The sequence below is a fragment of the Jeotgalibacillus proteolyticus genome (assembly GCF_050107735.1).
Classification (GTDB): domain Bacteria; phylum Bacillota; class Bacilli; order Bacillales; family Jeotgalibacillaceae; genus Jeotgalibacillus; species Jeotgalibacillus proteolyticus_A.
The window spans coordinates 419,308-441,904 of the sequence record NZ_JBNILO010000002.1 but is presented as its reverse complement, the minus strand read 5'-3'; the positions used below and the strand labels follow the sequence as shown (position 1 = coordinate 441,904).

General features: G+C 40.2%; 25 protein-coding genes. 17 read left to right on the top strand and 8 right to left on the bottom strand.

The genetic code is table 11. The annotated features are described in order from the left end of the window. The first annotated feature begins 144 nt into the window (after positions 1-144). The 3 genes from ACQCT8_RS05030 to ACQCT8_RS05020 are packed head-to-tail and all read left to right on the top strand — an operon-like array spanning position 145 to position 2,539. Positions 145-441, top strand: coding sequence for a 4a-hydroxytetrahydrobiopterin dehydratase (locus ACQCT8_RS05030; protein WP_426869012.1), 297 nt, complete (start codon positions 145-147; stop codon positions 439-441). Between the two features lie 14 nt (positions 442-455). After that, on the top strand, positions 456-1,139 hold the full coding sequence (locus ACQCT8_RS05025) for a response regulator transcription factor (RefSeq protein ID WP_426869010.1): 684 nt from the start codon (positions 456-458) through the stop codon (positions 1,137-1,139). Next, positions 1,136-2,539 (top strand): sensor histidine kinase, encoded by a 1,404-nt coding sequence (locus ACQCT8_RS05020; RefSeq protein WP_426869008.1) that lies wholly within the window; start codon positions 1,136-1,138, stop codon positions 2,537-2,539. Before ACQCT8_RS05025 ends, ACQCT8_RS05020 begins: the two co-directional genes overlap by 4 nt. On the opposite strand, the gene ACQCT8_RS05015 is transcribed toward ACQCT8_RS05020, so the two are convergent. Continuing rightward, positions 2,536-2,940 carry an Hsp20/alpha crystallin family protein gene (locus ACQCT8_RS05015; protein ID WP_426869006.1) on the bottom strand — a complete coding sequence of 135 codons (405 nt, stop codon included), beginning with the start codon at positions 2,938-2,940 and terminating at the stop codon, positions 2,536-2,538. The two genes, ACQCT8_RS05020 and ACQCT8_RS05015, sit on opposite strands and share 4 nt — an antisense overlap. 298 nt (positions 2,941-3,238) lie before the next feature. Here ACQCT8_RS05015 and ACQCT8_RS05010 point away from each other — a divergent pair, with 298 nt between their 5' ends. After that, entirely contained in the window at positions 3,239-6,055 is a 2,817-nt protein-coding gene (locus tag ACQCT8_RS05010) for a 2-oxoglutarate dehydrogenase E1 component (RefSeq protein WP_426869004.1), read from the top strand. 27 nt (positions 6,056-6,082) lie between these two features. After that, positions 6,083-7,381, top strand: coding sequence for a 2-oxoglutarate dehydrogenase complex dihydrolipoyllysine-residue succinyltransferase (gene odhB / locus ACQCT8_RS05005; RefSeq protein ID WP_426869002.1), 1,299 nt, complete (start codon positions 6,083-6,085; stop codon positions 7,379-7,381). Positions 7,382-7,494: 113 nt separating this feature from the next. Here odhB and ACQCT8_RS05000 read toward each other — a convergent pair whose 3' ends face one another. After that, complete coding sequence (locus ACQCT8_RS05000; RefSeq protein WP_156969499.1) at positions 7,495-7,629, bottom strand: sporulation histidine kinase inhibitor Sda; 135 nt, start codon at positions 7,627-7,629, stop codon at positions 7,495-7,497. Positions 7,630-7,844: 215 nt separating this feature from the next. Here ACQCT8_RS05000 and ACQCT8_RS04995 point away from each other — a divergent pair, with 215 nt between their 5' ends. The 4 genes from ACQCT8_RS04995 (at position 7,845) to ACQCT8_RS04980 (ending at position 10,380) form a co-directional block, all read left to right on the top strand. Then, a complete protein-coding gene (locus ACQCT8_RS04995) occupies positions 7,845-8,462 on the top strand; it encodes a DedA family protein (RefSeq protein WP_426869000.1) in 618 nt (205 codons plus the stop codon). 4 nt (positions 8,463-8,466) lie between these two features. Next, complete coding sequence (locus ACQCT8_RS04990) at positions 8,467-9,507, top strand: C45 family autoproteolytic acyltransferase/hydolase (protein WP_426868999.1); 1,041 nt, start codon at positions 8,467-8,469, stop codon at positions 9,505-9,507. Positions 9,508-9,573: 66 nt separating this feature from the next. Further along, a complete protein-coding gene (locus ACQCT8_RS04985; RefSeq protein ID WP_426868997.1) occupies positions 9,574-9,777 on the top strand; it encodes a DUF6501 family protein in 204 nt (67 codons plus the stop codon). A gap of 141 nt (positions 9,778-9,918) precedes the next feature. Beyond that, the gene (locus ACQCT8_RS04980) at positions 9,919-10,380 is read left to right on the top strand and encodes a competence protein ComK (RefSeq protein WP_426868995.1); all 462 of its coding nucleotides are present in this window, start codon (positions 9,919-9,921) and stop codon (positions 10,378-10,380) included. 56 nt (positions 10,381-10,436) lie between these two features. On the opposite strand, the gene ACQCT8_RS04975 is transcribed toward ACQCT8_RS04980, so the two are convergent. Next, the gene (locus ACQCT8_RS04975; RefSeq protein WP_426868993.1) at positions 10,437-11,231 is read right to left on the bottom strand and encodes an ion transporter; all 795 of its coding nucleotides are present in this window, start codon (positions 11,229-11,231) and stop codon (positions 10,437-10,439) included. Between the two features lie 184 nt (positions 11,232-11,415). Here ACQCT8_RS04975 and ACQCT8_RS04970 point away from each other — a divergent pair, with 184 nt between their 5' ends. Both ACQCT8_RS04970 and ACQCT8_RS04965 read left to right on the top strand, forming a co-directional pair. After that, a complete protein-coding gene (locus tag ACQCT8_RS04970) occupies positions 11,416-12,294 on the top strand; it encodes an ATP-binding protein (RefSeq protein WP_426868991.1) in 879 nt (292 codons plus the stop codon). An 11-nt stretch (positions 12,295-12,305) separates the two neighbouring features. Further along, positions 12,306-14,216, top strand: a complete 1,911-nt coding sequence (locus ACQCT8_RS04965; RefSeq protein ID WP_426868989.1) for a vWA domain-containing protein — start codon at positions 12,306-12,308, stop codon at positions 14,214-14,216. 312 nt (positions 14,217-14,528) lie between these two features. On the opposite strand, the gene ACQCT8_RS04960 is transcribed toward ACQCT8_RS04965, so the two are convergent. Further along, entirely contained in the window at positions 14,529-15,716 is a 1,188-nt protein-coding gene (locus tag ACQCT8_RS04960) for a toxic anion resistance protein (protein ID WP_426868987.1), read from the bottom strand. Continuing rightward, positions 15,716-16,357 carry a 5-bromo-4-chloroindolyl phosphate hydrolysis family protein gene (locus tag ACQCT8_RS04955; RefSeq protein ID WP_426868985.1) on the bottom strand — a complete coding sequence of 214 codons (642 nt, stop codon included), beginning with the start codon at positions 16,355-16,357 and terminating at the stop codon, positions 15,716-15,718. Before ACQCT8_RS04955 ends, ACQCT8_RS04960 begins: the two co-directional genes overlap by 1 nt. A gap of 285 nt (positions 16,358-16,642) precedes the next feature. Between ACQCT8_RS04955 and ACQCT8_RS04950 the strand changes: the two genes are divergently transcribed. Together ACQCT8_RS04950 and ACQCT8_RS04945 are read left to right on the top strand one after the other, a co-directional pair. Beyond that, positions 16,643-16,957, top strand: a complete 315-nt coding sequence (locus ACQCT8_RS04950; RefSeq protein WP_426868983.1) for an ArsR/SmtB family transcription factor — start codon at positions 16,643-16,645, stop codon at positions 16,955-16,957. 165 nt (positions 16,958-17,122) lie between these two features. Further along, entirely contained in the window at positions 17,123-17,470 is a 348-nt protein-coding gene (locus tag ACQCT8_RS04945) for a DUF1033 family protein (protein WP_426868982.1), read from the top strand. Between the two features lie 36 nt (positions 17,471-17,506). Here ACQCT8_RS04945 and ACQCT8_RS04940 read toward each other — a convergent pair whose 3' ends face one another. After that, positions 17,507-18,628 (bottom strand): AI-2E family transporter, encoded by a 1,122-nt coding sequence (locus ACQCT8_RS04940; RefSeq protein WP_426868980.1) that lies wholly within the window; start codon positions 18,626-18,628, stop codon positions 17,507-17,509. A gap of 229 nt (positions 18,629-18,857) precedes the next feature. On the opposite strand from ACQCT8_RS04940, the gene ACQCT8_RS04935 reads away from it, so the two are divergent. The 3 genes from ACQCT8_RS04935 to ACQCT8_RS04925 all read left to right on the top strand — a co-directional run bounded on the left by ACQCT8_RS04935 (position 18,858) and on the right by ACQCT8_RS04925 (position 19,783). Continuing rightward, complete coding sequence (locus ACQCT8_RS04935) at positions 18,858-19,046, top strand: DUF1232 domain-containing protein (protein WP_426868979.1); 189 nt, start codon at positions 18,858-18,860, stop codon at positions 19,044-19,046. A gap of 215 nt (positions 19,047-19,261) precedes the next feature. Continuing rightward, the gene (locus tag ACQCT8_RS04930) at positions 19,262-19,462 is read left to right on the top strand and encodes a cold-shock protein (RefSeq protein ID WP_039809180.1); all 201 of its coding nucleotides are present in this window, start codon (positions 19,262-19,264) and stop codon (positions 19,460-19,462) included. A 150-nt stretch (positions 19,463-19,612) separates the two neighbouring features. After that, positions 19,613-19,783, top strand: coding sequence for a hypothetical protein (locus ACQCT8_RS04925; RefSeq protein WP_426868976.1), 171 nt, complete (start codon positions 19,613-19,615; stop codon positions 19,781-19,783). Positions 19,784-19,866: 83 nt separating this feature from the next. Here ACQCT8_RS04925 and ACQCT8_RS04920 read toward each other — a convergent pair whose 3' ends face one another. After that, positions 19,867-20,172 (bottom strand): DUF3817 domain-containing protein, encoded by a 306-nt coding sequence (locus tag ACQCT8_RS04920; protein WP_426868974.1) that lies wholly within the window; start codon positions 20,170-20,172, stop codon positions 19,867-19,869. Between the two features lie 195 nt (positions 20,173-20,367). On the opposite strand from ACQCT8_RS04920, the gene ACQCT8_RS04915 reads away from it, so the two are divergent. After that, positions 20,368-20,826: a YkvA family protein gene (locus ACQCT8_RS04915; RefSeq protein WP_426868972.1), complete on the top strand. Its 459-nt coding sequence runs from the start codon at positions 20,368-20,370 to the stop codon at positions 20,824-20,826. A gap of 50 nt (positions 20,827-20,876) precedes the next feature. On the opposite strand, the gene ACQCT8_RS04910 is transcribed toward ACQCT8_RS04915, so the two are convergent. After that, positions 20,877-22,478 carry an ABC-F family ATP-binding cassette domain-containing protein gene (locus ACQCT8_RS04910; protein ID WP_426868970.1) on the bottom strand — a complete coding sequence of 534 codons (1,602 nt, stop codon included), beginning with the start codon at positions 22,476-22,478 and terminating at the stop codon, positions 20,877-20,879. Positions 22,479-22,597 lie beyond the last annotated feature (119 nt).

The window sequence follows — 22,597 nt, the reverse complement described above, 5'->3', positions numbered from 1 at the left end:
CGGCCTGGTTTTCGTTTTGCATTCTACAGGTAAAGAAAGGTATAGTCTGCTTTATGAAAAAGAGTGATCTATACTGATAAGTGCAAGAGAAAAACAAATCCCATTGTCATTTCATACAAAAGAATCGCTTAAGGAGTGAATCATATGACATTAACCCCTGCTCAAATTCAGGAAAGATTATCTACTTTACTAAATTGGGAAATGAATGATGAGGGAGAAATTCAAAAAACCTTCTCTTTTCAATCTTTTCAGGACGGTCTGCATTTTCTAAACGAAGCAGCAGGAGAAGTGGAACGCAGAGGGTACAGTCCTGCCCTGAGTATTTCAGGAGAAACGGTGAGGGTACAAATCAACACCCGAGGAGAAGAAGGATGGACTGAAAATCATTTTGGACTGGCGCATGCCTTAGAGCGTCTTTATCCGGATACATCTGATTTTTAAGGAGCCGACTGAAAATGGAGAGAAATGTACTGGTAGTTGAGGATGAAAAAAATCTTGCGCGATTTATTGAATTGGAACTGAAGCATGAAGGCTATTCTGTTGACGTTTCTTTAGATGGGAGAGAAGGGCTGACTCTTGCTCTTGAGAAAAATTTTGATATTATTTTACTGGATTTAATGCTTCCTTCATTAAATGGAATGGAGGTCTGCAGGAGAATCCGGCAGGTGAAAAAAACTCCGGTTATCATGATTACAGCAAAAGACGGGGTTATGGACAGAGTCTCAGGTCTTGACAGCGGGGCGGATGATTATATTGTGAAACCATTCGCGATTGAAGAGCTTCTCGCAAGAATGAGGGCTCTGACCAGGAGAACCGCGGAAACAGACTCAAGCGATCCAACCACTATTTTGAAATTTCGTGAACTGAAAGTGGATTTGGATTCTTACCGTGTCACAAGAGAGAACCACGAAATTACCCTGACCAAAAAGGAATTTGATTTGCTTCATATGCTGATTGAAAATAAAAATATCGTCTTAACCCGGGACCGGATTCTTGAACGGGTATGGGGGTACGATTCAGAAGTGGAAACAAATGTAGTAGATGTTTATATCCGGCATCTCAGGCATAAGATTGATTCCAAAGAGGGTCCAAGCTACATTCAAACGATTCGCGGAGCAGGGTATGTGATGAGAGAATGAATAAGCTAAAAGCAGTGTGGAATCGGTTGTCCCTCCGCTGGAAATGGACGATAGCAGGAGCGGCCACCATTTTTGTCACCTTTAGCATCTTCAGCCTCATTTTAATTACAGCGATGAGTCAATGGATGCTGCAGGAAGAAGAAAACTCAGTGAATTCAATTTTAAATGACTTATCTCAATTTTATGAGAGCCGTGGTCCTAGAGTTACGACAGATGATGTGTATGAAAGCCGTGACTTGCTGGAGCAGATTTACGAAAAAGGCCAGACGATCCGCTTGTACAATCAGGATGGCTTTGAACTGTTTGTTATTCAAAGCGAGGAACGCGTTTCAAGCGTACCATTTGAACCTGTTCAGACAAGAAGGATTGACAAAGGAGATGCAGGTCAGCAGGAAGTCTTAATTGGAAGATCGCCCATTCGATCCCAGCAGTTTAATGGCTACGCGGAAGTTATTCATCCCCTTAATCAGCTGCAATCCATGCAGGCGTATATGATTCTTTTATCGATCGTACTCGGATTAGGTTCGCTGTTTATAAGCGGAATTGTGGCTTACCTCTTATCCGGCCGGTTAATTGCGCCTGTGGTTTCCCTGGGGCGTGCGATGAAAAAAACGCAAAATGAGGGCTTTCAAAAACAATTAGAGCTTCCAGATGTACAGGATGAAATTGGCGGACTGGTTGAAATTTTTAATGACATGATGGATGAACTGGAGTCCACCTTTACGAAGCAGCGTCAGTTTGTTGAAGATGCTTCACATGAATTACGAACGCCCATTCAAATTATTGAGGGCCACCTTTCCCTCATCAACCGCTGGGGAAAGCACGATCCTGAAGTTCTTGAAGAATCACTCGGCATTTCTATTCAGGAGCTGGACCGGATTAAAAGGCTGGTGAATGAATTGCTGCTGTTATCAAAAGCAGACAGAGAAGTTGGGTATATCCAGGACGCAAGAGCCTTTCCAAATGAAGTCATTCAAAGTGTAATTAAAAGAATTAATGGCATCTATTCTTACAGAGGGATTCGGACTGAACTGGAAGATAGCAAGCATGCCGGGAAAATAGATCCGCTGCACCTTGAGCAAGTTTTAATAATCTTAATTGAAAATGCGATAAAATATTCACCTGAGACCGAACCGTTCACCATCCGATCGACAACGGATAAAGGGTACTGCGTGATTTCTGTGGAAGATAACGGTCCTGGTATAGCACCGGAGCATGTTCCAAAAATATTTGACCGGTTTTACCGTGTGGACAAAGCCCGGAGCAGAAATGAAGGAGGAAATGGGCTGGGTTTATCCATTGCCAAGAAACTTCTGGATCTTTATCAGGGAGAGATCACTGTAAAAAGCAAGGTGAATAAAGGGACCAGCATGATCATCAAGATCCCTTTCGCAGATTAATCAATGGAGTCAATAGGAAGCTCCATTTCAAATTGATGGGCGATTTTAGGCAGTTTGATTTCAAGCGTCCCATCCTTGGCTTCTGCTGTCGCCCCTTTTCTGGATATGGGTTCGGGGAGTGTAATTTTTATGACTGGCTCATCCGGGATGTGAACAAGGACCTGAGTCAGGCTGTGATGCACTTTAATTTCGTTAAGCGAGTGGTTTTTAATAGAAATATGAATAAAAAGATAATGAAATGATTCAAATAGGGTATAGGATGATTGAGGGACCGATGGTTGAAAAGATGGATCAGTTGGCTTTTGCTGATTTTCAAAGGATTGCTGCATATATTTTTGAAGCCAATCCTGCCAGTCATTTGGTGAGTTGGTTTTTGGAAATAATGATTGCCAAAAGTCCATTTTCTCACCCCCTTACATAGTGATATATGCTTTGTCCTTAAAAAAGATTCCCGTATTTCTCGTCACGGTACTTTCTCTTTTCGATAAAACGAGTAAAAATGAATACTGAATAGTTATTCAACACCCTCTTTTCGGCTTTTATTTTTTGAAAAAAAAGTGGGAAAGGCTTTAACTCGTTCCTTTACAGTGATAAAATGTTTCTGTAAGCGTTTTAGAACCATGTAATTACTATTTTTACATAGCATTAGCATCGATCTAAAAAGAAGTGCTGATGTCCAACATGTTGGAGGTTTTCATAATGAGAAAACAGTCGGAACAACAGGATTTAAATCATTTAAACTTTTCCGGTCCTAATCTGGGCTATATGATGGAGATGTATGATCTGTATCTGGAAAATCCAGATCAGCTGGATGAAGAGCTGCAGGCCTATTTTAAAGAATATGGATCTCCTGCTTCTGTAAAAGAGGAACACTCATCTTCTACAGCCATCGAGGGAACAGACTACAGCAAGGTTATTGCAGCTGTCCAGCTTGCCGATGCCATCCGAACGTATGGTCATCTGGCAGCAGATATCAATCCTTTGAATGACAGGGAAAAGGATACAAACAGAATTGAATTGAATTCGTATAATTTAACTAAAGAAGATCTTGAAAAGATCCCTGAAAACATCCTTATAACCAACTCTGTCCCAGAGGTTACAACCGGTTATGAAGCGATTCAGTATTTAAAAAAGATGTATACCAAATCGATAGCTTTTGAATATGCCCATGTGCACAATAAAGAAGAAAAAGCATGGCTGAAAAACTACATTGAATCAGGCAAGCTGGATGAGACCATTAACAGTGAAAAGAAAGAAGCCCTGTTAAACAGGCTGATTCAGGTAGAAGGTTTTGAAAATTTTGTTCACAAAACATTTGTGGGACAAAAGAGATTTTCAATAGAAGGACTCGATGCCATGGTTCCTCTGCTTGATGAAATCATCCAGGCGGCTGTTGAAAAAGGAGCCGAATCCATCAACATTGGTATGGCGCACAGGGGGCGTTTAAACGTTCTTGCCCATGTGCTTGAAAAGCCATATGAAATGATATTTGCAGAATTCCAGCACTCACCAAGCAAGGATCTGATTCCTTCAGAAGGATCAATAGGCATTACATACGGGTGGACTGGAGATGTAAAATACCATTTAGGTGCAGATAGGAATGTAAAAAAAGAAAATTCCGTTAAAACACGCATTACACTAGCGAATAACCCAAGTCATTTGGAAGTAGTAAGTCCGATTGTTGCCGGCTATACACGTGCAGCTCAGGAGGACCGGAGCAATCCAGGCTATCCGGAACTGAAAAAGGAATCGTCACTCGCCATTATGATTCACGGTGATGCAGCTTTTCCTGGTCAGGGCATCGTAGCGGAAACGTTGAATATGAGCCAGCTGAGAGGATACCATACTGGCGGTTCCATACATGTTATTGCAAATAATATGATTGGGTTCACAACTGAATCCTTTGACTCCCGTTCAACGCAATATGCATCTGATACAGCAAAAGGATTTGAAGTACCGATTGTTCATGTCAATGCAGATGATCCTGAAGCATGTCTGGCTGCAGCCATGATGGCTTATGAATACCGCTCAAAATTCGGAAAGGATTTTGTGATTGATTTGATTGGCTACCGCCGTTTCGGACACAACGAGATGGACGAGCCGATGGTTACAAATCCAAAAATGTATACCATTGTCAATAAACACGATAATGTAAGAAAAATATATGAAAAACAATTGGTTGATGAAGGTTTATTAACTGCGGATGAGGCTTCTAAAATGCGCGAATCCAACCAGGAACACCTTCAAAAAGCATACGATTCTGTTCCAAAGAGTGAAAAAGACCCGGACGCTGAGATGGATCCTCCGGAAAAAGTGGTTAATCCACTGGATGAAATTACTACATCCGTCGGCATTGATCAGCTGCGGAAATTAAATGAAGACCTTCTTAATTGGAAAGATTTCAATGTATTTAAAAAGCTTGAAAAGATTTTGAAAAGAAGACAGGATCCTTTCACTAAAGAAGGAAAGATAGACTGGGCGCATGCTGAAACACTTGCATTTGGTGCGATTTTGCAGGACGGTGTCCCGATTCGTTTAACCGGTCAGGATTCCCAGCGTGGAACGTTCGCTCACCGTCATCTTGTGCTGCATGATGAAAAAACAGGAGAAGAATTAACACCGCTGCACCATATTGATGGAGCTAAAGCTTCATTTGTTGTGTATAATAGTCCCCTGACTGAAGCAGCAGTGGTGGGATACGAATACGGCTACAACGTTCTTTCTCCTGAAACATTGGTGCTGTGGGAAGCTCAATATGGCGACTTTGCCAATATGGCTCAGGTTATGTTCGATCAGTTTGTTTCTTCCAGCCGAGCAAAATGGGGTCAGAAATCCGGCTTGGTTATGCTGCTCCCTCATGGCTATGAAGGACAGGGACCTGAGCACTCATCTGCACGAATGGAACGATTTTTAACGCTTGCTGCTGAAAATAACTGGACGGTTGCGAATCTGACGAGTTCAGCTCAATATTTCCATATCCTGCGCAGGCAGGCAGCTATATTAAAACGGGAAGAAATCAGGCCGCTGGTGATTATGACACCGAAAAGCCTTCTTCGTCACCCGCAGGTTTCAAGAGAAGTAAATGAATTTACAGAAGGAACGTTCAAACCTCTTATTGAGCACGATCAATACGGTCAAAAGCATGATAAAGTGGAACGACTTGTCTTTTCTGCAGGCAAAATCGGCATCGATTTAATTGAAAAAGCAGCAAATGAAGAAAATAATGACTGGCTGCATTTAATCCGTATCGAAGAAATTTATCCTTTCCCAATGGAAAATGTGAAAGAGATTATTTCCAGGTATCCAAACCTTAAAGAGATTAAATGGGTTCAGGAAGAACCGAAAAATATGGGAGCATGGACATTTATTGAACCACGTTTAATAAAATCTGCCCCGGAACATATTTCTGTTGAATATATCGGCCGCCGAAGAAGAAGCAGCCCGGCTGAAGGGGATCCGACGGTTCATAAAAAAGAACAAAATCGAATTTTAACAAATGCTGTAACAAAGAACTAGATCGATCTAACAGAGGAGGAAGCCGCAGTGGCAGAAATTAAAGTACCGGAATTAGCAGAATCGATTACAGAAGGAACCATTGCCCAGTGGCTCAAGCAGCCGGGGGATCAGGTAGAAAAAGGCGAATACATTGTAGAACTTGAAACAGATAAGGTAAACGTTGAAGTTATTTCAGAAGAAGCGGGTGTTATTAAAGAACATAAAGCTGATGAAGGGGAGACCGTTGAAGTAGGTCAGGTCATCGCGATTGTAGAGGCGGGAGATGGATCATCTTCAGGTGACACTGAATCAAAAAAAGAAGAAGACACAGAATCCAAATCCGAGGAAAAATCTTCTGAGCAGCCAAAAGAAGAAAAAGGTGAAGAAGTTCAGGAAGAAGCTTCTGATGAAATTGAAGAGGTTCCTCACAATCAAAAGAAAGAGCGCACGATTGCTTCTCCAGCAGCCAGAAAGCTGGCAAGAGAAAAAGGAATTGACCTGTCTCAGGTTTCAACAGTTGACCCTATGGGCCGCGTGAGAAAACAGGATGTGGAATCACACTCTTCCAAGCCGGCTGAAAGCAAAAAACCAGAGAAAAGCTCCGGTTCTGCCAAGCCAGCCCAGGAAACGAAAAAAGCAGACACAAAACCTGTCGTACGTGAAAAAATGTCCAGACGACGCCAAACGATTGCGAATCGTCTGGTTGAGGTGCAGCAGACAGCTGCAATGCTTACCACTTTCAACGAAATTGATATGACGCACGTAATGGATCTGCGCAAGCGCAAGAAAGATAAATTCTTTGATACTCACGATGTACGTTTAGGCTTCATGTCCTTCTTCACTAAAGCAGTGGTTGCTGCACTGAAAAAGTATCCATATGTGAATGCAGAAATTGATGGCGATGAAGTAGTCCTTAAAAAATATTATGATGTAGGCGTTGCGGTTTCTACTGATGACGGGCTGGTTGTTCCAATAGTGAGAGATTGCGATCGCAAGAATTTTGCAGAAATTGAAGGAGAAATTGTTGAGCTGGCTACAAAAGCAAAAAACAAGAAACTTCAATTAAGCGATTTGCAAGGCGGGTCATTCACCATTACAAACGGCGGTGTATTTGGCTCTCTATTATCAACTCCTATTTTGAACGGCCCACAGGTAGGTATACTCGGAATGCACACCATTCAGCTGCGTCCTGTTGCCATAGATGCTGAGAAAATGGAAAACCGTCCAATGATGTACATTGCACTATCATATGACCACAGAATTATTGATGGCAAAGAAGCCGTGAGCTTCCTGGCAATGGTTAAAAACTTATTGGAGAACCCTGAGGATTTATTGCTTGAAGGATAATGAATTATAAGCAGTGATGATAAAAAAGCTGGCATCTGCCAGCTTTTTTATTGTCCATTTTTACATTAAAAAAACACGAAGTCTTTTTCAGACTCCGTGTTATGTAGAAGATTTTATCTTTTGCTGCGGCCAGCGTGGATCCCTCTTTTTTTAATTTCCTTGCGCAATATGTTCTGAGTATCTTGTTCTCCGTGTTTTTCAGCATCTCGATAAGCGGCCATCAACTGTTCGTTACTTAGGATTTTCACTGCACATCGACCTCCTTCAAGTAATTATGGAATATTCTAATTATTCCATTAAAGTCAGTATAGCAGGTTGAAAGAGAGGGGTCCAACAAAAAGTTAGATGTTACAAAAATGTATTATTGGCTCCTCCTATCGTAATGGTATGCGAAAAGAAAATTATTAGATATAATGAATCATATTCGACTGGCTTTTATTTGCAGAGCAGAAAGGGAAAAAGAATGGATACAGTATTTTTTGATGAATTAACAGAGCGTTTTGGCTATTGGAGTATGTTTCTATTCAGCTGGCTTTTATTTTTTGGCCTACCACTGCCAAACGAACTGGCAGCTTCTTTTTCCGGCATGATCACAGTTCAGCAATCCTATAACCCGTTTATTGCCTTTATCTCCACCTATCTTGGATTGATATCAAGTGCGAGTGCCGCTTACGGAATTGGGAGATTATTTGGATCAAAAATTGAAAATAGGATACGTAGGTCAAGATTTGCATCCAGATGGGAGAAAAGTATAGAATTTTTAAACCGGTACGGCAGCTGGGCAATTGCTTTTAGTTTCTTTATTCCAGGAGTCAGGTGGGGAATGCCCTACGTAGTTGGGATTTCAAAGCATCCTTATTGGAAGTTTTGTTTATTTGCTTTTCCGGCAGCGTTTGTCTGGACCATGATCTACTTTCAAATCGGCCGAGTTTTCCCTCTCGTCTACCCCGAGATTCTTACTAATTTACGCTATATCATTCCGATTGTTGCCATTACATTAGTGGCAGCAGGTATCATATTACAGCGCAAAAAAGCAAAGCAAAATCAGGGAACCGCTAAAAACCTGAAGAGAAGGGGGTGAGAAAATGAGGTTTCATGTGGATGTCATTAAGGGAGCAGCATCTTATTATGAACTCGGTGTGCTCGAGGCTTCTAAATTCATTCAAACTCCATTGTATCACTCTCATCTAAACCGCAGAAAAACATCCACTCGAAAATACGATACCAACCTCAATGAAGCCAAACAGTTTTACGAGACGTTTTCACCTGGTCTTTGGAAGGAACTTGAGGGAGTGGCGTCTGTTCTTAAATGGCCGCTTGAGGAAGTTTTTCATGAATACAGCGGCTATCAGCAGGACTGGGGCAAATCAGGCTGCACCGTATTAATGAAAAATGGTTTTTTTGCACGAAATTACGATTACCATCCGAAAACCTATGAGGGAAGATTGCTGCTGTGGGAGCCTAAAGAGGGGTATGCTTCTATAGGGACAAGCGGCAGAATGATCGGACGCATAGACGGCATGAATGAAAAAGGGCTGGTCGTCGGGTATCATCTGGTCAATCGCAGAAATCCCGCTAAAGGGTTTATCTGTGCTACCATCGCCCGATTTATTCTTGATTCCTGTGCTTCTGTTCAGGAAGCTGTTCAAATGCTGCAGCAAATTCCCCACAGACATGCCTTTAACTATTCACTATATGATGCCGCTGGACAATCTGCAGTGGTCGAAGCATCCGGCAGAGGAACAGCCGTCAGAGAGTCTGTACATGCCTGCACAAATCATTTTCAAACAGAAGCGTTAACCGGAGAAAACCGGTATCAGATCACAGAATCATTAAACCGGCTTTCAATGACCGCGATGCAATCAGGTGAAATATCAACTCCACTCAAAGCTTTTAATTTTTTTAATAAACCAGAGAATGGGATCTTTAAACGAAACTACGGGAGCTGGTCGGGCACGATTCACACGGCTGTTTATGTGCCTGAGACATTAACGATGCTGTTTGGGCTGGGAGAGAATGCAAAACCAGTTGCAATCCCCTTTGGAGAATGGCTAAAAGATAAGCGTTTTCCTGTAACCAAAATTTTTGGAAATATAGAGACAAACGAATTGTTTGAACATCAATAATGGCGTATAGAGTTGAATCTGTATAGCACTCACGCTATACTCAATACTAATAAAGGAGTGAAGGACATGATACATAAGGATTGGAATACAACAAGCCCACAGGCAAAAGTGGAATGTGTGAGTGATCAGGCAGCAAAGTATGTGGTTAACAACGTTTTAACGGTAGGAAAAACGTATCCTGTTCAAAATGAAACAGAGGAATTTTTATTTATTATCGATAACACCGGAAAAGTGGGAGGATTTTACAAAGATTACTTTAAAAAAATTTAGTAAAACGAAACTCCAGTTTATTTAGTGAAACTGGAGTTTTGCTTCTTTTCTTTTAAAATTTTAACTATTATAATTAATGAATAACTAGCTTTGATTATTTTAATAATAACAAAGCAATCGAAGTATAAAGGGGAGTGGCAAATGTTTAATGAGAGAATAGCGTTAAAGCTTAGATTAGAGCAAATGGCAGATTCTGAAGAACGGATTCTTCAGGAATTCAGAAAGGAAAGACAAGCGATCATGGCAAGACTGCGGGAACTTGACTTATCACAAGGAGAGCCGCAGGAGTACAATCTGCATGAAGCATCTGATATTGAGCCTTACACTTCATCTGATGAATCAATATTTCTTCCTCACCCTACTACTAAAAGAATTCCTAAAACGAAAAAAATTGGCAAGTCCAGACAAATGCACGAAGCTGCATTCAAAATTTTACGAGAGCGCTTGCAGCCTGTAAAAGGGACAGAAATCCAGGAGTACATTTTAAGTGAAACGGGTTTTAAAGTAGCAAATATGACGACGTTTATGAAAACGATTCAGCGGAAAGATAAACAAGTCAGGAAACTCGACAGGGGGCTATACATATTTGAGAAAGAATCTTAATAAGTAAAACCCCTAAATTTTTGTAAAATTTAGGGGTTTTTTCAGCTTGCAGCTTATTATGGATGTTTATTTTGTTCCTGAAGCATTTTTTTTATTTCTTCTAGTTCTTTTTGAACCTGATTGAGTTTCACTTCCTCGGGGGAAGGATTTTCAGCCTGGTTGGCCTCTTCGACATTGGTTACCACAACGCCGACAAATAAGTTAAATATCACGAATGTTCCAATTAAAATAAACGTAACAAAAAACCACCAGGAAGCAGGATCTTCCGCTAAAATGGGTCTCATAATTCCGCTTGCCCATGATTCAAGTGTGACAACCTGGAATAGACTAAGCAGAGTGTCATGAAGAGTGCCAAAATATTCAGGTGAAATGCTCTGAAATAGCGTGGTTCCTATTATACCGTAAATATAAAAGAAAATACCAAGCAGCAGCAGGATAGTTCCCATAGATGGGATGGTCATTAGCAGTGCATTTACCATCTTCCTTAAGGAAGGGATAATGGAAATAGCCCTAAGCACCCTGAGGACCCTCAGTATCCGCAGTACGGTTACATAATGGCCCCCTGTAAATAAATGGCCGCTTGCAACGATGATAAAGTCAAAGATATTCCATGGTTCTTTAAAGAATGATTTTAAGGATGAACTTCCAATTAAACGGATGATAATTTCAATAGTAAAAAGCCAAAGCAGCAGCCGATCCAGGAAGATAAACCATTCCATATGCCGGTCGTAAATAGAAGGATACGTCTCAAGCCCAATTAAAATCGCATTAAAAATAATTAGCGTAATAATAACCATTGTAAATTTAGAGTGCTCAGCAAGTGCTGCACATTTTGATCTAAAATCTGTCATTCTTTCTATCTCTCTCCCCTCAAACCATTCAAAATTCATTGTACGTTAAAGAACTTTTCCTGTCACTCATGAACTTTGCCGACAAAGTGACTGCAGGGAAACGGTTAGAGTTGCGAACTTCAAATGCGTCAAGTTAGAATGAAGAATATCTAAATTAAACAAGTAAGCGAGGATGAATGTATTTATGATAATCAAAAATCTGCCTGATTCTCTCCGTCAAATTATTGAATCCAGAATCCAAAAAAACTATTCGGCTGAAGATAGACAACGAATAGGGACGGGGGGCTATTCCTCAGAAGATCCTTCTATATTGGAGGATGCTGTGATTAGTCTTGCTCTAAATAAGAATGTTCTTCTAAAAGGACCAACAGGATCCGGTAAGACAAAACTGGCTGAATCGATAAGTGAACTGTTTCATCAGCCTATGTACAGCATTAACTGCTCGATTGATCTGGATGCTGAAGCGATGCTTGGCTATAAAACGATCGAGCAAATAAATGGAAAATCTTCTATTTCTTTTGTAGAAGGTCCCGTTATCCAGGCCATGAAAAAAGGACAGCTTTTATATATAGATGAAATTAATATGGCAAAACCTGAAACGCTTCCTATTTTAAATGGTGTGCTGGATTACAGACGCACCATAACGAATCCCTTTACAAATGAAATCATCAAGGCTGAAGAGGGCTTCGGGGTTATTGCTGCAATCAATGAAGGCTATATTGGAACAGTTCCATTAAATGAGGCGTTAAAAAATCGCTTCATCGTCATTGATGTACCGTATATTCAAGGGGAAACCTTATTTAACGTGATTCAGACACAGAGCGGATTAAAAGACAATTCCATGATTTCTCAGTTTGTTCAATTGTCTGAAGATTTACTTGCTCAAGTCCAAAATGGACAAGTAGCAGAAGAAGCTGCTTCTATTCGGGCGCTGTTGGATACATGCGATTTATCACTATTTGTACCGCCGTTGCGTGCGATTCAGAGAGGAATAATAGACAAGGTGGAAGACGAGAGAGAGAAAGCAGCCATAAAAAACGCGGCAGAGACCATCTTTGAGTAAGGGAGATCTATATGCAGCGATTTATTCAATTTAATGATGAAAACATCAATTCATTCCAATTGATGGAGTTAATTGATCTTGCGAAAACATTAACTAAATCTCAGGATATGGAAGTTGAATATGGGCCTCTAAATTATTTGGATGTACCCAATCAAAAAATAGTGGTCAGCCATTTCTGGGATCATAGAAAAAAGGAAGAAGAATGGCTCGGCTTGACGTCTGATATATACCTCAGAGCGGTTGGAACCAATCGCTTTTCGGATGTAAAAGCTATAAACGAGTACCTCTTTCGAGTAAAAGAAAGCCCCATCTTTTCTTTTGCTAAGCAGCTATTCATGATGATTGAAGATGCAAGAATTGAAGAAGAAGTAAAAAAAATAAGACCGGGCACTAAACGTGCTTTTGCGATGAGGAGGAACATCTACACCCGATATTTCCGCTCTCAGTTAAATGTACATCTCGTAAAAGGTGTCTCTGCTGATGCGCTCCTCAATTTTCTATATATTCTTTTACATGCCCAATCTCCTATCGAGGAGTGGCCCTCCATTCAGCCTGAGATATCGCTTGCTCAGCCCTTTATACAGCAGCAGATTCAGCGTTCTTTTGAAGCATCGTCCACAAAGCAATCAGCTGCCATCAGCTATGAGCTTTGCAGCCTGCTCGAGGAGATCCTGGCAAAAGATATGCTGAATGAATATTTCCACCTTCCTGAAAAAATCATGCAGGAATGGGAGCAGCTCACGTATGAAGATCTAAAACGGCGCGATCCCCTTATCAATGATGACCAGCAGGAAGAAGACGCAACAGGGGAAGAGGAAGTCATGGAAGAGGAATTTAAAACCTGGCATCGCGAATCGTCTGATAAAGGGGAGTCGTTTCTTCAGTTTGACCTGGATCAGGGAACCAAAACAAATATTAAAGGAAACGAGGCCAGAGAAGGTGACGATGGGGACCAGGCGCTTGGCATGGTGCAGGGTGCCAGTAAAAAAGCAGCAAGGGAAGATTTTGAAGGCGAAGTAACCGAAGAAGCAAGAACAGAAGAAAAGGGAGGCGGTGATGCATATGGCAAAGAAAACCGGTATGCGTTTGCTGTGTTTGAAAATGCGTCACCCGTCCAATTAAATGAGCAGCAACTGTACGATCTTTACAAAAAAGAAGTATACCATCTTCACAAAAAACTGCAAAAAATTATTGAAAAAACATTGGATCATAAAAGAAACCAGCCTCGGGGCAGCCTTGCTTTTGGACGGTTAAGCAAGCAGCTTATTCCATTTTTTATAGAAGAGCAGCCAAAAGTGTTTTATAAGAAGGATGAAGAGTCTCCAAAAATTGACGCCACTTTTACACTCCTGCTGGATTGCTCTGCTTCCATGCAGGACAAAATGGATGAAACAAAAAAAGGACTTGTGCTGTTCCACGAAGTGTTAAAATCGGTCCGGGTTCCACACGAAATTGTCGGCTTTTGGGAAGACACAGACCGAACAAGTGAATTCAGTCAGCCCAATCATTTAAAGACCGTCATCTCGTATGATCAGTCGATTTGGACAAACGCCAGTGCATCCATTATGCAGCTTAGACCTGAAGAAGATAACCGGGATGGGTTTGCGATCCGGCATATGACGGAAAGATTGGTAAAACGAAATGAACAAAATCGTTTCTTACTTGTTTTTTCCGATGGAGAGCCGGCAGCCATGGATTATGAGCAAAATGGAATTTTGGATACGCATGAAGCGGTATTGAATGCTCGTAAGCAAGGTCTTGAAGTGATAAATGTATTTCTTTCTAAAGAGGAGATACAGGAGTCGCAAAAAGAAGTGATTCAAAATATGTACGGAAAATACAGTTTATTTATTTCAAACATAGAGGATTTACCTGATATTTTATTTCCTCTTCTTAAAAGACTCTTATACAAGAGCATTTAGGACGGAAACAAAATCATCCTGAAGATGGAGTTAACATCCCGCCAAAATGCCATTCAATCCCCAGTTGTGTTGTCTACAATTTAATAGACAAATCAACTGGAACTGATTTTAAATGTTTGAATTAATGACAGTAAACCAGCAGGCAAGAATTGAAGAATTAAAATGCTTTACTTCGAATGTGAACTGGAAATACTGGAAATCGTTAAAGAGACGGTTTCTTAAATGGTAAAGTGGAAGTTAAAGTATAATACTCTTTTTTTCTGAAAGAAAAAGCACCCGCCTATAAAATGGCGAGGTGCTATTTTGTATTTTTTATCCGTTTTTCGTACCGCGCATTTGAAGCAGCTGCTGCTTTAAATCGGATTCCATTGCCTGAATTTCGGTTTCAGCCAGCCGTCTTTTCTCACGGCCTTCCTGCTGAATACGCAAGGTTTCTTCAAGTGTGGATACCAGATTGGCTTGAGTGGTTTTCAACGTTTCGATGTCCACGATTCCCCGCTCATTTTCTTTAGCTGTCTCGATGCTGTTTGTTTTCAGCATTTCTGAATTCTTTAACAGCAAATCATTCGTCGTTTTTGTCACTTGCTTTTGCGCTTCAACCGCCCGTTGCTGACGGAAGAGAGTGAGGGCTATGGCAATTTGGTTTTTCCATAACGGAATTGCGGTTAAAATGGATGCCTGGATTTTCTCAGCTAATGCCTGGTTAATATTTTGAATCATTCTGATCTGCGGTGCACTTTGAATCGTGATTTGACGGCTCAGTTGCAAATCATGAAGTCTTTTCTCAAGCCGGTCCATAAACTGCATCATATCATTGACTTCCTGATAGGCCATCTGATCATCACTTTGTTCAGCTTTTCTGCGCAGCTCCGGAATTGTTTTCTGCTCAAGTTCATCCCGTTTAATCTCAGCTGCAGCAATATAGATGTTCAGGGCATGGAAGTAATCCTTATTCTGCTGGTACAGCTGTTCAAGCATCTGAATATCGTCGATTAGCGATTTTTTGGAATGGTCGAGTTTTACACTGATGCGATCGACCTGGGCTCCAAGTTTTTGATATTTGGAAAGGACTTCATTAACAGATCGGCTGACACGATTAAAGAGTTTTGAAATTACGCCTCTTTTTTGATCTGAAAGCTCGTCCGGATCAATTTGCTCTAATCGGTCCATAAGCTCTTTTAAAATATCTCCAATTGGTCCAACATCTTTTCGCTGTACATGGTCAAGCATTGAATGTGAAAAATTCGATAGCTTGGATTGAGCGGCGGTTCCATATTGCAGAATTGACTGGTGATCAGTTGGATCAATTTGCTGCGCAATTTGTCTGGCCTGCTCCTGATCACGCTCCGGTATGATATCCATTAGTTTTTTATTAGGAGCGGCTGCGTCTTTATCTGAAGACAGCTCAGTCAGCTCATTTTCTCCAAATGGATTTGCCAGAAGATCCTCCAATCCCTGATTTCTTTCTTCTACTTTTACTGATTGACGATTTCGTTCCATTATTCAATCCCCTCTCTGGATTGCTGACCACGCTGAAGGTTCATCTGAGCAAGATCAAGCTCTACCCGTAATGTGTCTATGTCATTTGTCAATACATTCATTAGTTCTTCTTCCAACGAAGAATTCAGGTCCAGCAATGTTTTTCTCGTATCATCAAGAGATGTCAGCACTTCTTTATTCTTTATAGGCTGCACAGCAAGCGTTGTATACTTGTCTGTCAGCTCAACAGCTGAGTCCAGATGATAGAAGAAAAACCTTTCGGCTAAATAAAAACGCTTCGGGTCCTTTTTCACAACGGCAAATATTTTACGGGACAATTTTGTTAAGTCATTAAACTGCCTCATTGCAGATAAAGAGCGTATTTGAAACATTCTGCCCTGTAAACGGGATAATTTTTTTTGAGCGTCTTTTAAATTCTGCTGGATATACTGGTATTCCTGCGCACTTAATTTGTACGAGCGTAAAATAGACCGGTGCTGAAACCATTTAATTAGATAGAAGGGAATAACACCTCCTGCTATCGCAATCAGAATGGAGTAAAAAAATTGTATATTAAAAATGTAATAAGCGGTAATCCATGTCAGTAAGAACAGTGGAAGGGCAATTCCGGCTCTAGCCAAGAAATATAAAAACTCTCTCATATTCATCTACTCCTTATGTTGGCTTATAGTTTATATACGAGCGGACAAACCGTTTAGTTTCAAAAAAGATAAATCGCATTATAACTTCTTTTACATATTGTCTCTGATTGCTGAAATGATAGCAAGTTACGCACATCAAAATATCCTTTATAGACATAAATGACTATATAAAACGGAAAAATTGCCATTTATTATAGCTTTTTTGTACTATATAGGTATATAATAGGTACGAATAACCAAATTATAATAATTAAAGGTTAGTTTTATAGGAAGAGAGGCATATGAATGACAGTGAAAAACCACTCGCCGGAAGCACTAGCAGAAATTTACCGATTATTTGGAGACAAAACAAGGTTACTAATGGCAAAAAAATTATCTGAAGAAGAATGGACCGTTTCCCAATTTGTAGATTTATTTATGATCAGCCAGCCGCTTGTCAGTCAGCACATTAAGAAATTGAAAGATGCTGAACTGATTGCAGAAAAAAGAGCTGGAAAGAGAATTTTATATCGGCTCGATCCCAAATCCGTCCGATATCCGTTGATCATACGGCTCATAGAACCAATTACTGAGGAATCCGCCGGCAAAAAAGAAGTTTGACAGTGTGATCGTAAGCTTCTTGTTTACGATCGGCTGCTCCAACTTGATAAATCAATGGCAACGTGGTTGAACGGTGCCTGGACCAATAGGAATTTAAGCAAATTCTTTTATTTTTAACGGGATCTCTTATACACTAATCTTAGCATTAATTAAGAGGTGATCGGCGTGTGGAATATCATACAAACGAAAAGTGACGCAGAACCCTGGTGGTTTCTAGAGGGTTGGGAAGAAGATATTTTGCAGCAATGGACATTTTTAAGTAAAGAGGATACATTTAATTTTTTTAAACAGAAGATCGCAGAAATGGTTGACTTATATCCTCATGTAAAAGTAAAAAGGGGTACCCAGATTGCTTTTTGGGATGAAGAAGAACTTTTATTTTGTGATTCCTGTGATGACGATTTACAACTTTATCATGGGTTTTTAATCTTCTGTGACAATAAACCATACGTTTCCAACAGTATGACATCAGCTGACAAAATGTTTTTTGAGCAGCTGATCCCTGAAAAGTAAAAAGAGCTGAAGCGGTTAATCCGCTTCAGCTCTTTTTTAAACCATATGATTTTTATTCATCTTGTTTTCATTATACCGCTTGCGAATCGTGATGAACCGGTACGCATTTACGATAATTGTTTTACCTACAGCATAGGTTGGAACTGCCATGATGAGTCCGAGCAGTCCGCCAAAGCTTCCAGCCACCAATAGGATAAAGATAATGGTCAATGGGTGAATGGCCAGTTTTCTGCCCATTACCTGAGGAGAAATTAAATTACTTTCTATTTGCTGAACGACGATAATCGCAACGATTACCAGCAGGGCTTTTAAAGGAGAATCTAGAAATCCGACAATCACTGCTGGTATCGTGCCGATAAATGGACCAATAAAAGGAATAACATTTGTCAGCATGGCTACGATCGCTAAGACAAGGGAGTATTCAAGCCCTAAAATTAAATAGGCAATGTACAATAAAACCCCAATAAACATACTGACAATAATTTGTCCTTGAATATAAGAACTTAAGGCATCATCCATATCTTCAAGGACTTTTCTGCCTTCAGGACGAAACTCTTCCGGTGTAAAGCGCAAAAATTGATCGGGCAGCTTTTGCCCATCCTTCAGCATATAAAAAAGTACAAAAGGAATCGTAACAATCACTACTGCAATACTCGTTAAAATTCCCAGTAATGAGACAACGTTTGATCCAATCGAATCAATGGCACCCTGTAAATAGTCCGCTACGCTGTTGGCAATCTCCTGATATGAAATATCCTGGCTTTCCTGAAGGCTTTTAAACCATTCAGATTGCTGAAGATTAACAATCATAGAAGTAAGTTCTTCAAAAATGGTTGGTATATTATCTACCAGGGCATTAAATTGCTCCGATAATGGAGGCCCTGCTATGAAGACAAGTCCGGTCACAATTCCGATTCCGACTAGATAAATTAGCAGGATCGAAAGCGTCCGGGGCAGATACTTTGAGACCAGTGCTACAATTGGACGCAGCAGGTAGTAAAGGACGCCGGCAATAGCAATTGGAGCAAAAAGGGTTGTTACAATGATCGTAATTGGAGTAAAAATGAAGCTGACTAAATCCATTAAATAAATGATGATAAGAATTGTAATAAGGCCGAAGCCTAATCGAAACCACTTTGACTTTGCTAACTCCGACAAAAAAATCCCTCCGTATGTATGTATATATTGATATTATCATACATGACTCACTCTTTTTTTGCTATTTTTTTCTTATCGCATTTTGAAACTAAACATGGATTCTGACGTATTAAGAAGAGAGGAATGAGATATATTGATAAAATTTTGGTCTAGACTGCGTTTTATTTTCACTTTAAGGAAATCACTTCCATTTGCTAAAGAATACTTTACATCAAGCGAGGTGACTGCTTTGAAAAAAATACTTCCTGTATTTATTTTTTTCTTGTACGCCGTTATTCCTTTGGATTTTATTCCTGATTACTTGATTGTTTTTGGCATCATGGATGATACGGCGGTCGCTGCTTACCTATTTCAGCTAATGGTAAAAATGGCGCCTCCGCATTTAGCAGCAAAATACCAATTGCTTAAAGATAAATAGTAGTCAGATAATATGGAAAAATTCCTCACAATACATTTGACTTTTAAAATGAACGCTGTATAATAAGGGTAACAAGTCAATAGCAAAAATACCTGCAAGTTACAGATTCACATATTACAAAAAGTGATCGGAACGCACGGTACTTTTCGTAATATGTGAATTTTCTTATGGGTAAGTTTGCATATTGTCAATTAATATTTTGGAGGTTTTTCATTATGAAAACTGGTACAGTAAAATGGTTTAACGCAGAAAAAGGTTTTGGCTTCATCGAAGTTGAAGGAGAAAACGACGTATTCGTACACTTCTCTGCAATCACAGGAGAAGGCTTCAAATCACTTGACGAAGGCCAACAGGTTGAGTTTGAAGTGGTTGAAGGTAACCGTGGACCACAAGCAGCTAACGTTGTAAAACTGTAATTGTTTATATAAAAAAGCCATCCGGGCAACCGGGTGGCTTTTTTCATGTCGTCTGACCGGACGTGCCGAGTTGGTCTGAGGGCAGGCAAGGCGTTTGCCCAAGCACCTGTATCCCAATTTGAATACAATACCTCAAAAGGGGTGAAGAGCATGTCCAATCAACCAAAAAAGAAAGCTGAAGAAGTCAAAGAAGAAGTAAAAGAAGAAAGAGTGCATCCATTCGACTCTTTTTGGAAATTTCATAAAGATAGAGAAGAGAATAAAGCTGAAGAAAAAGAGGCAGCTGAGAGCGAACAAAAGAAAAGACCATTCTGGTGGTAAGCTTGACTTTTTGCTTTTATAAGCAATTTAAAAAATTCATCGTCTGCTGACGATGAATTTTTTTATCTGAAAACGGGGGTCGTTTAAGCGGTCTGAGACATCTCATAGTGTTTGAGCTTCGGATCTAATGCGAAATTGCCAAAAGGAATAAAGGCAACAATAAAAGAAAGGATTGGCCAGTACCATTTCCATCTTGTTTTAAGCGTTACATAGGCAATGACAAAACAATAAATTACGAACAAAAAGCCATGAATAGATCCTACCAGCGTGACCGCTTCAGGAAAGCCAAACCAGTATTTAAGAGGCATTGCGAGTCCAACTAAAATTAATAAAGACACCCCTTCAAAGTATCCCATGAACCGCAGTCTGCCAATTGGTGTTTTTAACATATCAATTCCTCCTGATGCCTTTCAATCGCTGCTATCAGTTTATCAGAAAGAGAGGGGACTTGGATCAAATTCACGAGATTGACAAAAAATTGTCCTCTACCCCTCTTTAAGTTCAAGTAATTCAGATTTGATCCGCGGGCGATAGGGTATGTGAATACATATAAAGACGATTTAAGTGCAGAGGGAGATGAGAAAATGACAAATGAAATCCAGGCTGAAAAACATGAAAACTTTTATTATTCACTTAGAGGAAAGATAAACAGGTGGCTCGAACAGAAAACAGGTAAAAATCACAAGTATGCAAAATATCTGCTTTTTGCTCCTGATCTATTTTATCTTTTATTGCAGGTGGTGAAAGATCCGCGAGTGGCAAAAAAAGACAAAGCCCTGACACTTGGGGCGATCGGCTACTTTATTTTGCCCATCGATGTCATTCCTGAAGGTATTATCGGACCTGGAGGCTACATTGATGACATTATTGTCGCTTCATTTGTGCTGCAGACCATCGTAAACCACCTTTCTCCTGAAATTATACGGGAGCACTGGGCTGGAGATGAGGACGGGCTTGAGATAGTGAATAAAATTGCCGGATTGTCACAAAAAGTCATGGGTAAGGGAGTCGTCCCAAAAATCATCAGCAAGTTCACAAAATAATACAACGCAAAAAGCCCCTGCTTAGAAGCGGGGGCTTTCGTTTGTTGAATTTATGATACGCTTGTTTTATTCCACTCAAGAAACTCATCATAAGACAATTGCTTGTCAGTGATTTTGCCGTCTTTAATATCAATGATACGATTCGCGATCGTTTGAACAAATTGGTGGTCATGAGAAGCGAAAATCATCGCACCTTTATAATTAATCAGTCCGTTATTTAAAGCGGTAATGGACTCAAGATCCAGGTGATTGGTCGGTTCATCCAAAAGCAGTACATTTGCCTGCTTTAGCATCATGCGTGACAGCATGCAGCGAACTTTTTCTCCACCGGAAAGAACACTCGGTTTTTTTCGCACTTCTTCACCGGAGAAAAGCATTCTGCCAAGGAATCCGCGCAAGAACGTTTCACTTTGATCATTAGGTGAATACTGTCGAAGCCAATCAACAAGATCAGATTCATTCCCTGCAAAGTATTCGCCGTTGTCATGAGGGAAATAGGCTTGTGAAGTCGTAACACCCCATTTAAAGCTTCCGCTGTCCGGCTCCATTTCACCCATTAAAATTTTCATGAGCGTAGTCTTCGCAATTTCATCTGTTCCGACTAAAGCGATTTTATCTTCTTTGTTCATCGTAAAGGAGATGTTATCCAATACTTTTACACCATCAATCGTTTTGGACAAATCTTTTACTTGCAGAACATCATTTCCTATTTCCCGCTCAGTCTCAAAATTAACAAATGGATATTTCCGGGAAGACGGTTTAATATCATCAAGTGAAATTTTTTCAAGCGATTTTTTACGGGAGGTCGCCTGCTTGGATTTTGACGCATTAGCGCTAAATCGGGCGACAAAAGCCTGTAGTTCTTTAATTTTTTCTTCTTTTTTCTTGTTTTGGTCATGCATCATCTTTTGAGCAAGCTGACTTGACTCATACCAGAAATCATAGTTCCCGACATAGACCTGAATTTTACTGAAGTCAAGATCCGCAATATGAGTACATACGGTATTTAGAAAATGTCTATCGTGGGAAACCACAATGACGGTGTTTTCAAAATTAATAAGGAAGTCTTCGAGCCATTGAATCGCCTGTATATCCAGACCATTTGTCGGCTCATCTAAAAGAAGGACATCCGGCTTGCCAAAAAGAGCTTGAGCAAGCAATACTTTTACCTTTTCCGAGCCTGTTAGTTCAGACATTTTTTTGGTAAACATGTCCTCACGGATTCCGAGGCCCTGTAAAAGAATCGCAGCTTCTGATTCTGCTTCCCAGCCGTTCATCTCTGCAAATTCGCCTTCAAGCTCGGCAGCTTTTATGCCATCTTCATCAGAGAAATCCTCTTTCATGTAAATTGCATTTTTTTCCTGCATTACTTCAAATAGCCGTGCATGGCCCATCAAGACAACATTCAGCACTTCGTATTCCTCATACTCAAAGTGGTTCTGCTTCAAAACAGCCAGACGTTCATTGGCACCCATAGATACATTACCGGTTTGTGCTTCAATTTCTCCTGATAAGATCTTCAGAAAAGTTGATTTTCCTGCACCATTTGCTCCGATCAAGCCGTAGCAATTACCCGGATTAAACTTAATATTTACATCTTCAAACAGCTTCCGGTCGCCAAACCGCAAGCTGACATCTGTTACTTGAATCATTTCAATTCCCTCCATAACACATACGTATCGTTGAATTATACCATTAATACTTGATTTTTGCTTTACATTTACATGATTTTTAAAGAGAAACGATATATCTTGAAATAAAGTATTTTAAA